This is a genomic window from Nocardia africana NBRC 100379, assembly GCF_001612635.1.
Lineage (GTDB): Bacteria > Actinomycetota > Actinomycetes > Mycobacteriales > Mycobacteriaceae > Nocardia > Nocardia africana.
In genome coordinates this window covers 112,918-126,931 of the sequence record NZ_BDAV01000007.1, presented here as the reverse complement: position 1 = coordinate 126,931, position 14,014 = coordinate 112,918, and the positions used below count along the sequence as shown (strand labels likewise).

The following is a 14,014-nucleotide window of genomic DNA, read 5'->3' as shown; positions in this document are numbered from 1 at the left end:
CAAGGGATCACCCGACCGATGAGCGAGACACCAGCACAGACGCACCTGTCCGCGGAGGACGACGGCTACCACAAGAGCCTCAAGCCGCGGCAGTTGCAGATGATCGCGATCGGCGGCGCCATCGGCACCGGCCTGTTCCTCGGCGCCGGCGGGCGGCTGGCTCACGCGGGGCCGGGGCTGTTCCTGGTGTACGCGGTATGCGGTGTCTTCGTCTTCTTCATCCTGCGGGCGCTGGGCGAATTGGTCCTGCACCGGCCCTCGTCGGGGTCGTTCGTCTCCTACGCGCGCGAGTTCTACGGGGAGAAGGCGGCTTTCATCGCCGGCTGGACCTATTTCCTGAACTGGTCCATGACCGGCATCGTCGACACCACCGCGATCGCCACCTATCTGCATTACTGGGGCGCGTTCGGCGCGATTCCGCAGTGGGTGCTGGCGCTGATCGCCTTGTGCGTGGTGCTGAGCGTGAATCTGGTCTCGGTCAAATGGTTCGGTGAACTCGAGTTCTGGGCGGCGCTGATCAAGGTCGTCGCCCTGATGTCGTTCCTGATCATCGGCATCGTCTTCCTCGGCGGGCGATTCCGGATCGACGGGGCCGCGACAGGTTTCGGATTGGTCGCGCACTCCGGCGGCTGGTTCCCGACCGGGGTGCTGCCGCTGGTGACGGTCGCCTCGGGCGTGGTGTTCGCCTACGCCGCGGTGGAGATGGTGGGTACCGCGGCGGGGGAGACCGAGAATCCGCAGCAGATCATGCCGCGCGCCATCAATTCGGTGATCCTGCGTATCGCCGTGTTCTACGTCGGCTCGCTGGTCCTGCTGGCCCTGCTGCTGCCCTACACCGCCTACCATGCCGACGAGAGCCCGTTCGTCACCTTCTTCACGAAGCTGGGGGTTCCGCATGCCGGTTCGGTGATGAACCTGGTCGTGCTCACCGCGGCGTTCTCGAGTCTCAACGCCGGTCTGTACTCCACCGGGCGCATCCTGCGCTCGATGGCGGTCAACGGCAGCGCCCCGCGATTCACCGCACGGATGAACAGTCGCGGTGTGCCCTACGGCGGCATCGTGCTGACCAGCCTGATCGCCCTGGTCGGCATCTGGCTCAACTACATCGTGCCGGCCCGCGCCTTCGAGATCGTGCTCAACATCGCGTCGCTGGGCATCCTGTCCTCGTGGGCGACGATCGTGCTGTGCCAGCTGGCGCTGTGGCGGCGCTGGCGGCGTGGTGAGATGGAACGCCCCGCGTTCCGGATGTTCGGCGCGCCCTATACCGGCATCGCGACGCTGGCCTTCCTGGCCGCGATGCTGGTGTTGATGGCCTTCGATCACCCGGTCGGCACCTGGACGGTGGCGAGTCTGGTGATCCTGATCCCGGCCCTGATCATCGGCTGGTTCGCCGCCCGCTCGCGGGTGCTGGAGGTGGCGCGGCTGCGGGAACCGCCCGAGGACGAGCAGCCGGCCAGGCACGCGGAATCGGTGCCGGTCGACGACTGAGTCCTATCACAACGGGGTTGTGCTGCTTCGTTTTTCGCGTTCCTCGGCGATGCGGCGCTGCGCCTCGGGCCATTCGATCGGCAGGCCGGCGGCCGGGGCGGACCAGAAGACGAAGGTCGATTCACGCATCACCGCGCGGGCGCGCACGATGGCCGAGGCGTGCGGATCGGTGCGGGCGTAGGCACTGATCGCCTGCTGGTCCGTCCAGGCCGAGAGGGTCCAGAACGTGCGGCGGGTGAGATCGGCCTTCAGAGCGACGCCGAGTGCGCCGGGGGAGCGGCGGGCCTGGCGCCGCAGCACGATCGAGGTCGCGAGGAATCCGGGGACGTGCCGCAGTGACCGGACTTCGAGCCGCGAGGCCATGAGCTGGACGGTATCGGTGGTGGGCCGCTCGACGGTGACCCAGGGCAGTGTGGGCATGGCGGGAACTTTCGACGAGTCGGGGGTGGTGCTGTGGCCTGCTCAACATCGCACGCCCGCACAATCTTGTCAATGACAAGATTGTGGTCGGTTGTTTCAGGCGCGCACGCTGCGCTCCGCACGCACATGCCAGCGTCCGTCGTCGGTGCGGGTCAGCCGAATCGGATGGTCGAAACAGGTGCTGATATTGCTGCTGGTCAGCACCTCGTCCACCGGTCCACTCGCGACGCAGCGTCCCGCGCGCAGCAACAGCACGTGGGTGGTGGCCGGAGGCAGCTCCTCGAGGTGATGGGTGACCAGAACCGAGGCCAGGTCGGGGTGGGTGGCCTGCAGCAGATCGATGCGGTCGATGAGCTGTTCCCTGCCGCCGACGTCGAGTCCGGTGGCCGGTTCGTCGAGCAGGAGCAGCCGGGGTTCGGCGATCAGTGCCCGGGCGATGAGGGCGCGGCCGCGCTCACCCTGGGACAGGGTGGGCCAGCGGGCGTCGCGGCGATGGGTCAGTCCCATCAGTTCGATGAGCCGGTCCGCCTCGGCATCCTGTTCCGGCGTCGGTGACCAGCGCTGCTTGATATCGGCGGTGTTCGTCAGGCCGGTCACCACCACCTCGTGCGCGGTGAGCGGGTAGGGCGGATTGTGCCGCGGGTCGACATGGCCGATGGCGGTACGCAATTCGCGCATGTCCACCCGTCCCAGCCGATGGCCGAGCACGTGCACACTGCCGTGGGTGGGGTGTTCGAACGCGCCCAGCATCTTCAGCAGCGTGGTCTTGCCGGCGCCGTTGGGGCCCAGCAGTGCCCAGTGCTCGCCGGCGCGCACGGTCAAAGACACCGCGGACAGGATCGGATTGCGGTTGCGCACGAAATCTACGGCGTCCACCTGCAGGATGGGGGAGTCGACCATGCGCTCCACGGTAGCAAACTCCTCAGACAAGCTGATAGGTCAGCGAGCGGGAAGACGGCACTGCTAATCACTGGCAACCGTTGACCGGTCGGTTTGGGCCCCGCAATCGGAGCGGTCGGTTCGATCGAGTTGCCGGAAAAGTGATGTGGATCACGCTCGGCCGCTACCCTTTTCCCACCCGGTGCTCGTGCGGAATCAGCGGAGATCCTCCCGCGACGAGATACCGCGGCCAGAAAGGCATCTCGACCATGAGCTCGACCTCGACAGCAGCCGCTCCCACCCTGTTCACCGGATTGTGGCGGCGAAAACTACCGCACTATCCCGACACTCCCGCCCGCTCCTGGTATCTGACGCTCGTGGTGATCACCTCGATCGTGCTGTACTACCAGCTCTTCGTCGCAGGCGCCGTCGGTAATCAGCTGATCGCCTACTTCCACCTCTCGTTCGCCTATTTCGTGTGGATCTTCATCATCGGCGCGGCCTTCGGCGCCGCGGCCTCGGTGGCGGCGGGCCTGCTCGATCGCTGGGGACGAGCCAACATCGTGGCCTACGGGGTGGTGATCTGTTCGCTGCTCACCCTGTTCGCCCTTCCGGCGACCACCACGAAAATGGCCTATCTCGCCGTCTACTGCGTGGTCAGCGTGGTCGAAGGCGCGGTGCTGGTGGCCACTCCGGCATTGATCCGGGACTTCTCCCCGCAGCTGGGCCGCGCCTCGGCGATGGGATTCTGGACTCTCGGGCCGGTGATCGGCGCCCTCGTCACCAGCGAGATCACCGCCCGCACCCTCGACAGCCATCCGGACTGGCAGTTCCATTACCGCCTGTGTGGTGTGATCAGCTGTGTGGTCGCGGTGGTCGCGGTGATCGGGTTGCGCGAACTGAGTCCGCGCCTGCGCGATCAGGTGATGGTGAGCCTGCGGGACCGGGCGCTGGTGGAGGCGCGGGCCAAGGGCCTGGACGTCGAGGCGCTCGAACGCGGGCAGTGGCGGCAGATGATGCGGATCGATGTGGTCGGCTCGGCCCTGGCCATCAGCATCTTCCTGGCATTCTTCTACACCATAGTCTCGTTCCTGCCGGTGTATCTGGCGACGAATTTCGGTTTCACCCCGGCTCAGGCCAATGCGCTGGGTAACTGGTACTGGATCGCCAACGCGGTGGCCCTGGTGGTGACCGGCATCGTGTCCGACCTCCTGAAGGTGCGCAAACCGTTCATGATCGCCGGCGCCCTGATCAGCATCGCCGGGGTGTACGTCTTTCTCGGCTACACCGACCATCCCGACACCGGGTACTACTCGTTCGCGGTGGTGATGATGGTCATCGCGGTCGGCGGCGGCATCGCCTACGCCACCTGGATGGCGAGCTTCACGGAAACCGTGGAGCGCCACAATCCGGCGGCGACCGCGGTCGGGCTGGCCGTGTGGGGTGGTGTGCTGCGCACGGTGGTCACCTTCACGCTGTTCGGTCTGCTGATGGTGGTCGACGCGGCCGGACCGCTGGTCAACAACGGTCCGCGACTGCAGGAGATCCAGGCGCAATACGGCCCGCAGCTGGCGACCATCCAGACCGTCGGCGCCGACACCATGACCCAACTCGGCCGCAATCCCGCCGATCCGGCCGCTCAGATGGCCGCATTGACGAAGCTCACCGGCGCGTCACCCGCCGACATCCAGGCCACGATCGCGTTGAATGCGCGCTATCCGCAGGAGTTGGCAACCCTGCAGGCGGTGGATCCGGCGACTCTCGTTGCCCTGGCGGCGAATCCGGGCGACGGGCGGGCCGCGGGTGCCGCGGTCGGTCAGGTGGCGGCGAAATTCGGCATCGGTCCCGCCGAGGCGGTGGGGCGACTGACCGCGACGCAGCAGATTCCGCGTGATCAGCTCGCCGTCGCGAGCACGGTCGGCCCGAAACTCGTGACCGCCCAAGCGCAATTGCAGGCGGTGGCCTCGGTGCCGGCCGATGATCTGGCCTATGTCGCCGAGCACGGCGCCGAGGTCAAGCAGGCGGCAGCCGATTCACCGGTGCAGTGGCGGCAGTGGTGGTGGATCTGCCTGATCGCCCAGGTGCTGTTCCTGCCGTTCGTCTTCCTGATGGCCGGGCGCTGGAGTCCGAGGCGGGCCGCCGCCGATGCCGCCGAACACGACCTGCGCGTGCGGCAGGAACTCGTTGCATTGGCGGAATCCGAAGCCGGGACGAAGGCATCGGCACAGCCGGTGGCGGTTGCCGAAAGCGCTTCCGCCGCAGGCGAATCGGAAGCCGGCGAGGCCACGCCGCCGGCCGAGCCGGCGCCCGCGGGGTAATACCGCGACGTGAATCGAGGTCCGGAACGGGCGGCGTGCGCGTTCCGGACCTCGAGTGCGTCGATTGTCGAATGCGGGCGGACGCGCTGTCCGATCCGACACCTGGACGCGGTTCAGCACCCCAGCTGGTCGGCAAGATCCTCGAAATCGGTGGCGTTGATATCGAATTCGTCGCTGAACGCGGTGTCTGCCAGGGCCGGATCGCCGAATTCGAGCGGCCGCGCGACGAAGGCGGTGCGGAAGCCGAGGGCGGCCGCGGCGCGGATGTCGTACTTGTGGCTCGCGACCATCATGATCTCACCCGGTTGCGCGCCGAGATAGTGCGCGGCCATGCGGTAGGTGCGGGGATCGGGTTTGTGCGCACCCGCCATCTCGGCCGTGAACACGGCGTGCCACGGGAAATCGCAGTGCCGGGTGATGCTGACGACCGCGTCGACGTCGGCATTCGACAACGTCGCGAGGGTGCAGCGGCGTCGCATTCGGGTCAGGCCCGGCACCGCGTCCGGCCACGGATCCAGGCGCTTCCACGCGGAATTCAGTTCGGCGCGGGCCTTGGCGGGCACATCCATCCCGCGCTCGGCGAGGAGTTCGTCGAGTGCCGCGCGATAGATCGAATCGACACCGACCCAGTGGTCACCGACCGCGGCGGTGCCGCGGAAATACGCTGCGCGCCAATCGTTCACGAATGCGGACCAGTCCCGGCCGGGATATCGCCGCCCGAGGGTCGCGGCGGCCGCCGCCACCACGGTGGAGTGGAAATCCGTGGCGGTGCCCTGGACGTCGAACAGCAGCGCCTTCGGCCGGTCGTTCATGATCGCGATCGTATCGGCGGCCGCCCGGCGCGCCGCGCGGCCGGGCGACGCTATCGATCCTGCGATGTGATCTGGATAACATGTGTTCCGAGGTCGACGTCGTAGACAGCGGGCCCGTGTTGCCGAGGGCGGTGCTCTCGTGTCGATATGGCGGACGCGCCCGCGCCGGATCGGAGCGACCGGAGGCCGCGCGGGTGTACGCGGTGGCGACATCGGGTATGCCGAAGGCGCGCCGAGCGGCGGGTGTGGCCCTAGACTCGGCACAAATTCGACGGAGGTGATCGGCGGTGCATCCCCACGACCCGCGTGAGCAGCACACCACGCGGTACGAAAGCGGTTATCAGCCCGGCGGCTATCAGGACCCCGCCTACCAGCAGGATCCCGCTTATCAGCCCTACCGGACCCCGGGTGGACCACAGCCCGCGGCGCCGCGGCGGCCCGAGGTCAACGTGGGCATGTTCGCGGGCGGGGTGCTCGCCACCGCGATCGTGACCGCGCTGGCGGCGTGGCTGTGCGCGTGGATCATCGACGTCATCGCCACTCGCGCCACCGAGAGCGGCAAGTTCGGGGTCTGGAACCCGATGGCCGAGCAGGGCTACTGGTTCGCGGTGGTCGCTTTCCTGTGCGCCCTGCTCGCCGGTGTGCTCTGGTATCTGTTGCATCTGGGCACGCCGTCGCCGGACATGTTCTTTTCGTGGATCGTCGGGATTCTCATCGCCGCGGCGGTGGTCATCCCGCTGACGCTGTCCAGCGACATCTGGGTGGGGGTGTCCACCGCCGTCGAACATCTGGTGATCGGCCTGCCGATCTTCAGCCTGACCCGCACCGTCGGCGCGAAGAGCCTGGAACGGCCCTAACGCGGCAGCCGGGCCATCGCGAGCCCGGCGGCGCGCCCGGAGAAGATGCACCCGCCGAGGAAGGTGCCTTCCAGCGCGTTGTAGCCGTGGACGCCGCCTCCGCCGAAGCCGGCGACCTCGCCCGCGGCGTACAGGCCGGGGAAGGGGGAGCCGTCGGAGCGGATCACCTGCGAGTCGAGGTTGGTCTGCAGGCCGCCCAGCGTCTTGCGGGTCAGCACGTTGAGGCGTACCGCGATCAGCGGACCGTGCGCGGGATCGAGAATGCGATGCGGTGCCGCGACCCGGCCCAGTTTGTCGCCGAGTGAGCGTCGCGCGTTGGCGATCGCCATCAGCTGCGCATCCTTGCTGTATTTGTTGTCCAGTTCGCGGTCGCGGGCGACGATCTGATGTTCCAGCACGGCGACATCCAATTGCGGCCCGCGTGCGATCTCGTTCATGCCGCGCACGAGTTCCGGCAGGGTGTCGGCGACGACGAAGTCCACGCCGTGCCGCTTGAACGCCTCCACCGGGCCGGGAGCGCCCTTGGCGGCGCGGCTCTTCAGCGTGAGTTTGAGGTCCTTGCCGGTGATGTCGGGATTCTGCTCGGAGCCCGAGAGCGCGAACTCCTTCTCGATGATCGACTGGGTGAGCACGAACCACGAGTAGTCGTAGCCGGTGTCCAGGATCGCCTTCATCGTGGCATTGGTGTCGAAACCGGGGAAACACGGTGCGGGCAAACGCTTTCCGTTCGCGTCGAACCACAGCGACGACGGTCCCGGAATGATCCGGATGGCGTGATCGGGCCAGATCGGATTCCAGTTGTGAATGCCCTCGGTGTAATGCCACATCCGGTCGCGGTTCACGATCCGCCCACCGGCCGATTCGGAGATCGCGAGCATGCGGCCGTCGACATGGGCGGGTACGCCGGAGATCATGGTCTGCGGGCAGGGGCCGAGCCGTTCGGTGGGCCAGTTCTTGCGGATCAGTTCGTGGTTGTGGCCGATGCCGCCGGAGGACACCAGCACCGCCGGTGCGCGGAATTCGAACTCGCCCACCGTCGTTCGTGAGGAGGCCATGCCGCGATCCAGTTCGCTCGGTTCCAGGACGCTGCCTCGCACGCCGACCACCGCGTCGCCTTCCACGATCAGATCGTCGACGCGGTGCCGGAAGGCGAATTCGACCAGTCCGCGTTGCTCGGCGGCCAGTACCGGTTCCAGGAAGACGCGCACCACCTCCGGACCGGTGCCCCAGGTGAGATGGAAGCGCGGCACCGAATTGCCGTGCCCGTCGGCGGTGGCGCCGCCGCGTTCGGCCCAGCCGACCAGGGGAGTGACGCGCAAACCCAGATCGTGCAGGTACCGGCGTTTCTCCCCGGCCGCGAACTCGACGTAGGCGCGCGCCCATTGGCGAGCCCAGTGATCCTCGTCGTCGCGATCGAATCCCGCCGAACCCAGCCAGTCCTGCCAGGCCAGGGTGAAAGAGTCCTTGATCCCGAGGCGCCGCTGTTCGGGGGTGTCGACGAGGAACAATCCGCCCAGCGACCAGAATGCCTGCCCGCCGAGGTTGCTGCGATTCTCCTGGTCGAGTACGAGCACCCGCCGTCCGGCGCGAGTCAGCTCGTAGGTGGCCACCAATCCGGCCAGCCCGGCTCCGACGACGATGACATCCGGCTGTTGTGACGGTGCCACGGGCACTCCTCCGCGTTCGGGCGATTTGGATACATTCGTGTATCGAACGTGTTCAAGGTAGCAGATTCGATCCGTCGCGAGCCCGGCTCCGGCATATCTGTCGGTGGGGCGTGGCAGATTCGGTGCGTGCGCACCATCACCTCCGCCGCGGCCCGCCGGGCCGCACTCGCCGCCCAGGGATTCGCCACCGCCGCCCGCGACCGGGCCGACGGGTCGGGCGGCGCGTCGAGCCGCCGCGCTGTCCTCGGCGTCCTCCGCAACACCAAACTGCTGCAACTGGATTCGGTCGCGGCGGTGGTGCGGGCGCACTACGCGCCGGTGTTCGCCCGGATCGGCGCCTACGACCGCACCCTGCTCGACGAGGCGACGTGGGGTCACAGCGCGCGGCGGCCGCGCCGGCTCGTGGAGTACTGGGCGCACGAGGCGGCGCTGATTCCGGTGGAGGATTGGCCGTTGTTGCGGTGGCGGATGGCCGGCTACGCGCACGGCCGCTGGGGCGGGGCCCGCCGGGTGCTCGACGACAATCCCGACCTGCCCGATCGGGTGCTCGGCGTGATCGACGAGGTCGGGGCGTGCACCGCGGCCGAGGTGGAACGGCACCTCGAGCTGAATCGGCCGCGGCGCAAGGATCATTGGGGCTGGAACCACAGCGATACCAAGGTGGTGTGCGAGATGTTGTTCGCCACCGGGGAACTCTCGGTCGACAAACGGGTCGGCTTCCAGCGCCACTACGACCTCACCGAGCGGGTGCTGCCGGCGGAGGTCGTGAGCCGCCGGGTCGACGAATCGGATGCGGTGCGCGAACTCGTCCTGCGGGCCGCCGACGCGTTGGGTGTGGCCACCGAAACCGATCTGCGCGATTACTACCGGCTACATCGGCGGCAGTGCGAACCGGCGCTGGCCGAGCTGGTCGATGCGGGTGAACTCGAGCCGGTACGGGTGGACGGCTGGGACAAGCCGGCCTATCTGCGTACCGGGGCGCGTATCCCGCGGCGGGTCGGCGGCGCCGCGCTGCTGTGTCCGTTCGACCCGCTGATCTTCTTCCGTTCGCGAACCGAGCGGCTCTTCGATTTCCACTACCGGATCGAGATCTACACCCCGGAACACAAACGTGTGCACGGCTATTACGTCTTCCCGTTCCTGCTCGACGGTGAACTGGTCGCCCGGGTGGACCTGCGTGCGGACCGTGCCACCGGCCGGCTGCACGTGCTCGGGGCGTTCGCCGAACCGGGCCGGCGCCCGGCGCGCATCGTTCACGAGCTGGCCCGGCAGCTGGAGGCGATGGCCGGGTGGCTCGAGCTCGAGACCGTAGTGGTCGGCGAACGCGGCGGTCTGGCGGCGGCGCTGGCCGTGGAAGTGGCTGCCCGCGAACGGCTTTCGGTGCCGGCGGGCGTCAGCGTCGCGGAGCCGGGGTGATACCCGGGACCGCCGCGTCGGGGGATGTGGCCGCTGTCCGGGCCGCCTCGGCCTCGTCCGCGGCGCGACCCCACCGCCCGGCCAGCGCGGCGCAGGTGATCAGCTGAATCTGGTGGAAGATCATGAGCGGCAACACGATCAGGCCCACCGGATGTCCTGCGAACAGCACCGTCGCCATCGGCAGGCCGGTGGCCAGACTCTTCTTGGACCCGCAGAAGATCACCACGATGCGATCGGCCCGGTCGAATCCGAACAGCCGGGCCACCCCCGCCGTCACGCCGAGCACCACCGCCAGCAGGACGATCGCCACCCCAGCGACCGCCAGCAGGCGACCCACGGCCAGTCCCTGCCAGACATGTTCGACCATGCCCGCGCTGAAGGCGGCGTACACCACGAGATACACCGAACCGCGATCGACGATCTTGGTGAGGGTGGTGTGCGCCAATATCCGGTGCAGCTTCGGCCGCAGCAGCTGACCGGCGATGAACGGCAGCAGCAACTGCACCACGATCTCCACGATCGACATCGGTGAGACGGTGGCGTCACCGGTGGTCTGCATCAGCAGCATCACCAGCAGCGGCGTCAGGAACACGCCCAGCAGGTTCGACACCGAGGCGCTGACCACCGCGGCCGCGACGTTGCCGCGCGCGATGGCGGTGAAAGCGATCGAGGACTGCACCGTCGAGGGCAGCAGACACAGATAGAGCATTCCGGTGTAGAGCTCGTCGCTGAGCACCGAGGGGACCAGCAACCGCATCGCCAGGCCGAGCAGTGGGAACAGGACATAGGTCGCGGCCAGCACCGTCGAGTGCAGCCGCCAGTGCCGCAGGCCGGCCAGCGCCTCGCGGGGTTCGAGCCGGGTGCCGTAGAGCAGGAACAGCACCGCGATCGCTACCTTGGTGACCCACCCGAGAACGTCCGCCGCTCCGCCGCGGGCGGGCAGGACCAGGCCGATCGCCATCGCCGCGAACAAGCCCAGCAGGAAGCCGTCGATTCGGAGTTTGGCCAGCAACGTCACCTCGCCACGGTACGGTGCAGCCCACTGATCGCCAAAGCCGATGGAAGCGATATCTATGAACGAGTAACGTGATGGGTGTGTTCGATCCGGAACTGCTGCGCACCTTCCTGGCGGTCGAACGCGCCGGCGGGTTCACCGCGGCGGGCCGCATCCTCGGCCTGCGCCAGTCCACGGTCAGCGGGCATATCGCCCGACTGGAGCAGGCCGCGGGACGGGAACTGATCCGCCGCGACACCCGCAATCTCGCGCTGACCGCCGACGGGGCCGCGATGGTCGGCTTCGCGCGCACCATCCTCGACGCGCAGGCCCAGGCCGACCGCTACTTCTCCGATTCCCGGCTCACGGGATTGATCCGGCTGGGCGCCTCCGACGACCTGGTCGCTCGTGAACTGCCCGATGTCCTGCTGGAATTCCAGCGTTCGCATCCGGGTGTGGATCTGGAACTGATCGTCGGGCTCAGCGAGAACCTGAAGACCAGAATGGCGGCGGGCGAGCTGGACCTGATGGTGGCCAAGCGGCTGCCGGGCGAGCGGCACGGGGAACTGCTGTGGCGCGACCGGCTGGTGTGGGCCGGGCGCTCGGGCATCGGCGACATCGTCGATCCGGTGCCCGTGGTGACCTATCCGCCGCCGAGCCTGACCCGGCACGTGGCACTGCGCGCACTCGAGCGGGAGGGCCGGACCTGGCGGATCGCGTGCGTCAGCGACAGTCAGCTCGGTTTGCGGGCCGCGGTGCTGGCCGGTCTGGGTGTCGTGGCGCACGCCGAAACCCTGCTTCCGCCAGGACTTTTCGCGGTCGACGACGAGAAGCTGCCGGAACTGGGCGAGCTGGAGTTCGTCCTGCTGCGCCGGCACAGCCGGCTCTCCGAACCCGAGCAGGCACTCTGCGACGCGATCATCGCCGGAGCCCACCGGATGCACCGATGACCACCGCGTGCCGCGCGTCATCCGCTGTCGGTGCCGGTCGTTAACCTGGTTGCGTGGCAGATCCCGCGACCTATCGGCCCGCACCGGGCACCATTCCCGTCGAACCCGGCGTCTACAAATTCCGGGATTCCTACGGGCAGGTGATCTATGTCGGCAAGGCCAAGAGTCTGCGCAGCCGCTTGAATTCCTACTTCGCCGATGTGTCCTCGCTGCATCCGCGTACCCGGCAGATGGTGACCACCGCCGCGAGCGTCGAGTGGACGGTGGTTTCGACCGAGGTCGAGGCGTTGCAGCTGGAGTACAACTGGATCAAGGAATTCGATCCGCGCTTCAACGTGCGCTACCGCGACGACAAGACCTACCCCATGCTCGCGGTGAGTATGAACGAGGAATATCCGCGGGTGTTCGTCTACCGGGGAGCTCGCAAGAAGGGCGTGCGGTATTTCGGGCCGTACGCCCACGCCTGGGCCATTCGCGAGACGGTGGATCTGCTGTTGCGGGTGTTTCCCGTGCGGACGTGCTCGGCCGGAGTGTTCAAGCGCCACAGGCAGATCGGGCGTCCGTGCCTGCTCGGGTACATCGACAAATGTTCGGCCCCCTGTATCGGCCGGGTCGACGCCGACGAGCACCGCCGCATCGCCGAGGACTTCTGCGACTTCCTGTCCGGCCGCACCGATCGCATGGTGCGCGAGCTGGAACGCCGGATGCAGTCCGCCGCAGCGGATCTGGACTTCGAGACCGCCGCACGGCTGCGCGACGACGTCGCCGCGCTCAAACGGGCACTGGAGAAGCAGGCGGTCGTGCTGGGCACCGGCACCGACGCCGACGTCATCGCCTTCGCCGCCGACGAACTCGAGGTCGCGGTGCAGATCTTCCACGTGCGCGACGGACGGGTGCGCGGCCAGCGCGGCTGGGTCGTCGACAAATCGGGCGACGCCGTCGATCTGAACTGGGCCGGTACCGAAGACGCCGCGGGGGCCGCGCCGATCGACGAGGGCGCCCAGGGGCCGAGTGAACTGGCCGCCCTGGTGGAACAGTTCGTCACCCAGTTCTACGGCGAACAGGCCGCCTTCGCCGAGCACACCGATACCGAAACCCCCGCCACCGCGGTCCCGCGCGAGGTGCTGGTACCGGAACTGCCCGGTGATCCGGAGCAGGTGCAGGGCTGGCTGTCCGGGTTGCGCGGCTCGGCCGTGGCGCTGCGGGTGCCGCAGCGCGGTGACAAGAAGGCGCTGATGGAGACCGTGCAGCGTAATGCGCAGGAGGCGCTGGCCCAGCACAAACTCAAGCGCGCCGGCGATCTGACCGCGAGATCGGCCGCGCTGCAAGGCATTCAGGACGCCCTCGATCTGGACAGCGCTCCGCTGCGCATCGAATGTGTCGACATCAGTCACGTGCAGGGCACCGATGTCGTGGCCTCCCTGGTGGTGTTCGAGGACGGGCTGCCGCGCAAATCGGAATACCGGCACTACACGATCAAGGAGGCCGCGGGCGAGGGCCGCTCCGACGATGTGGCCAGTATCGCCGAGGTCACCCGGCGCCGGTTCTATCGGTTGCGCAAGGAACTGGACGAGATGAGTGCGGCCGCGAAGGCGGAGGCCGGTGCGGCGGAGCACGCGGGCGGAACGGGTGCCGCCCAGCCGCAGGCCGCGGCCACGGCGATCGCCACCGCCGCGGCCGAGCCCGCCGATCTGCCGCCCGGTATCGATCCGGCCACCGGGCGACCGCGCAAATTCTCCTATCCGCCGAACCTGTACGTCGTCGACGGCGGTGCCCCGCAGGTGGCGGCCGCGGCCGAGGTGCTCGACGAACTCGGCATCACCGACGTCGCGGTGATCGGGCTGGCCAAGCGCCTGGAGGAGGTGTGGGTGCCGGGCGAGTCCGACCCGGTGATCATGCCGCGCACCAGCGAATCGCTGTTCCTGCTGCAGCGCGTGCGCGACGAGGCGCACCGATTCGCCATCACCTTCCATCGCAGTAAACGGTCGCGCCGGATGACCGCTTCGGCCCTGGATTCGGTGCGGGGGCTGGGCGAGGCGCGCCGCACCGCACTGGTGACCCACTTCGGCTCGGTCGCCAAACTCAAGCAGGCTACGGTGGAGGAAATCACGGAGGTGCCCGGCATCGGGGTGGCGACGGCCAAGGCCGTGCTCGCGGCCCTCAACTCCGAATGACGTCTCGGTCACGGCTCGGTTTCGCCGGCGGTGCGCGTC

General features: G+C 68.1%; 11 protein-coding genes. 6 read left to right on the top strand and 5 right to left on the bottom strand.

Annotated features, from left to right (window positions below; all coding sequences use genetic code 11):
- Positions 1-18 precede the first annotated feature (18 nt).
- Complete coding sequence (locus tag NA3_RS12335; RefSeq protein ID WP_062963752.1) at positions 19-1,488, top strand: amino acid permease; 1,470 nt, start codon at positions 19-21, stop codon at positions 1,486-1,488.
- A gap of 6 nt (positions 1,489-1,494) precedes the next feature.
- Here the strand turns inward: NA3_RS12335 and NA3_RS12330 are convergent, their stop codons facing one another.
- Together NA3_RS12330 and NA3_RS12325 are read right to left on the bottom strand one after the other, a co-directional pair.
- Positions 1,495-1,908, bottom strand: coding sequence for a DUF3291 domain-containing protein (locus NA3_RS12330; RefSeq protein ID WP_062963751.1), 414 nt, complete (start codon positions 1,906-1,908; stop codon positions 1,495-1,497).
- Between the two features lie 96 nt (positions 1,909-2,004).
- On the bottom strand, positions 2,005-2,808 hold the full coding sequence (locus NA3_RS12325; RefSeq protein WP_062963998.1) for an ABC transporter ATP-binding protein: 804 nt from the start codon (positions 2,806-2,808) through the stop codon (positions 2,005-2,007).
- Between the two features lie 248 nt (positions 2,809-3,056).
- Between NA3_RS12325 and NA3_RS12320 the strand changes: the two genes are divergently transcribed.
- Entirely contained in the window at positions 3,057-5,105 is a 2,049-nt protein-coding gene (locus NA3_RS12320) for an MFS transporter (RefSeq protein ID WP_084491532.1), read from the top strand.
- Between the two features lie 113 nt (positions 5,106-5,218).
- On the opposite strand, the gene NA3_RS12315 is transcribed toward NA3_RS12320, so the two are convergent.
- On the bottom strand, positions 5,219-5,917 hold the full coding sequence (locus tag NA3_RS12315) for a haloacid dehalogenase type II (protein ID WP_062963750.1): 699 nt from the start codon (positions 5,915-5,917) through the stop codon (positions 5,219-5,221).
- A gap of 287 nt (positions 5,918-6,204) precedes the next feature.
- Here NA3_RS12315 and NA3_RS12310 point away from each other — a divergent pair, with 287 nt between their 5' ends.
- A complete protein-coding gene (locus tag NA3_RS12310) occupies positions 6,205-6,774 on the top strand; it encodes a hypothetical protein (protein ID WP_062963749.1) in 570 nt (189 codons plus the stop codon).
- Here the strand turns inward: NA3_RS12310 and NA3_RS12305 are convergent.
- Positions 6,771-8,441 carry an FAD-binding dehydrogenase gene (locus NA3_RS12305; RefSeq protein WP_062963748.1) on the bottom strand — a complete coding sequence of 557 codons (1,671 nt, stop codon included), beginning with the start codon at positions 8,439-8,441 and terminating at the stop codon, positions 6,771-6,773. The genes NA3_RS12310 and NA3_RS12305 overlap by 4 nt on opposite strands.
- A 126-nt stretch (positions 8,442-8,567) precedes the next feature.
- Between NA3_RS12305 and NA3_RS12300 the strand changes: the two genes are divergently transcribed.
- Positions 8,568-9,857, top strand: coding sequence for a winged helix-turn-helix domain-containing protein (locus NA3_RS12300; RefSeq protein WP_062963747.1), 1,290 nt, complete (start codon positions 8,568-8,570; stop codon positions 9,855-9,857).
- Here NA3_RS12300 and NA3_RS12295 read toward each other — a convergent pair.
- Entirely contained in the window at positions 9,835-10,875 is a 1,041-nt protein-coding gene (locus tag NA3_RS12295) for a bile acid:sodium symporter family protein (protein WP_084491500.1), read from the bottom strand. The genes NA3_RS12300 and NA3_RS12295 overlap by 23 nt on opposite strands.
- Before the next feature lie 71 nt (positions 10,876-10,946).
- On the opposite strand from NA3_RS12295, the gene NA3_RS12290 reads away from it, so the two are divergent.
- Both NA3_RS12290 and uvrC read left to right on the top strand, forming a co-directional pair.
- A complete protein-coding gene (locus NA3_RS12290) occupies positions 10,947-11,801 on the top strand; it encodes a LysR family transcriptional regulator (RefSeq protein WP_062963746.1) in 855 nt (284 codons plus the stop codon).
- 53 nt (positions 11,802-11,854) lie between these two features.
- Positions 11,855-13,975: an excinuclease ABC subunit UvrC gene (uvrC, locus tag NA3_RS12285; RefSeq protein ID WP_062963745.1), complete on the top strand. Its 2,121-nt coding sequence runs from the start codon at positions 11,855-11,857 to the stop codon at positions 13,973-13,975.
- Positions 13,976-14,014 lie beyond the last annotated feature (39 nt).

Bases quoted from the DNA above. Each gene is read 5' to 3' on its own strand.
- NA3_RS12335 (WP_062963752.1), top strand. From the start codon at position 19: ATGAGCGAGACACCAGCACAGACGCACCTGTCCGCGGAGGACGACGGC.
- NA3_RS12330 (WP_062963751.1), bottom strand. From the start codon at position 1,908: ATGCCCACACTGCCCTGGGTCACCGTCGAGCGGCCCACCACCGATACC.
- NA3_RS12290 (WP_062963746.1), top strand. From the start codon at position 10,947: ATGGGTGTGTTCGATCCGGAACTGCTGCGCACCTTCCTGGCGGTCGAA.
- NA3_RS12320 (WP_084491532.1), top strand. From the start codon at position 3,057: ATGAGCTCGACCTCGACAGCAGCCGCTCCCACCCTGTTCACCGGATTG.
- NA3_RS12315 (WP_062963750.1), bottom strand. From the start codon at position 5,917: ATGAACGACCGGCCGAAGGCGCTGCTGTTCGACGTCCAGGGCACCGCC.
- NA3_RS12325 (WP_062963998.1), bottom strand. From the start codon at position 2,808: ATGGTCGACTCCCCCATCCTGCAGGTGGACGCCGTAGATTTCGTGCGC.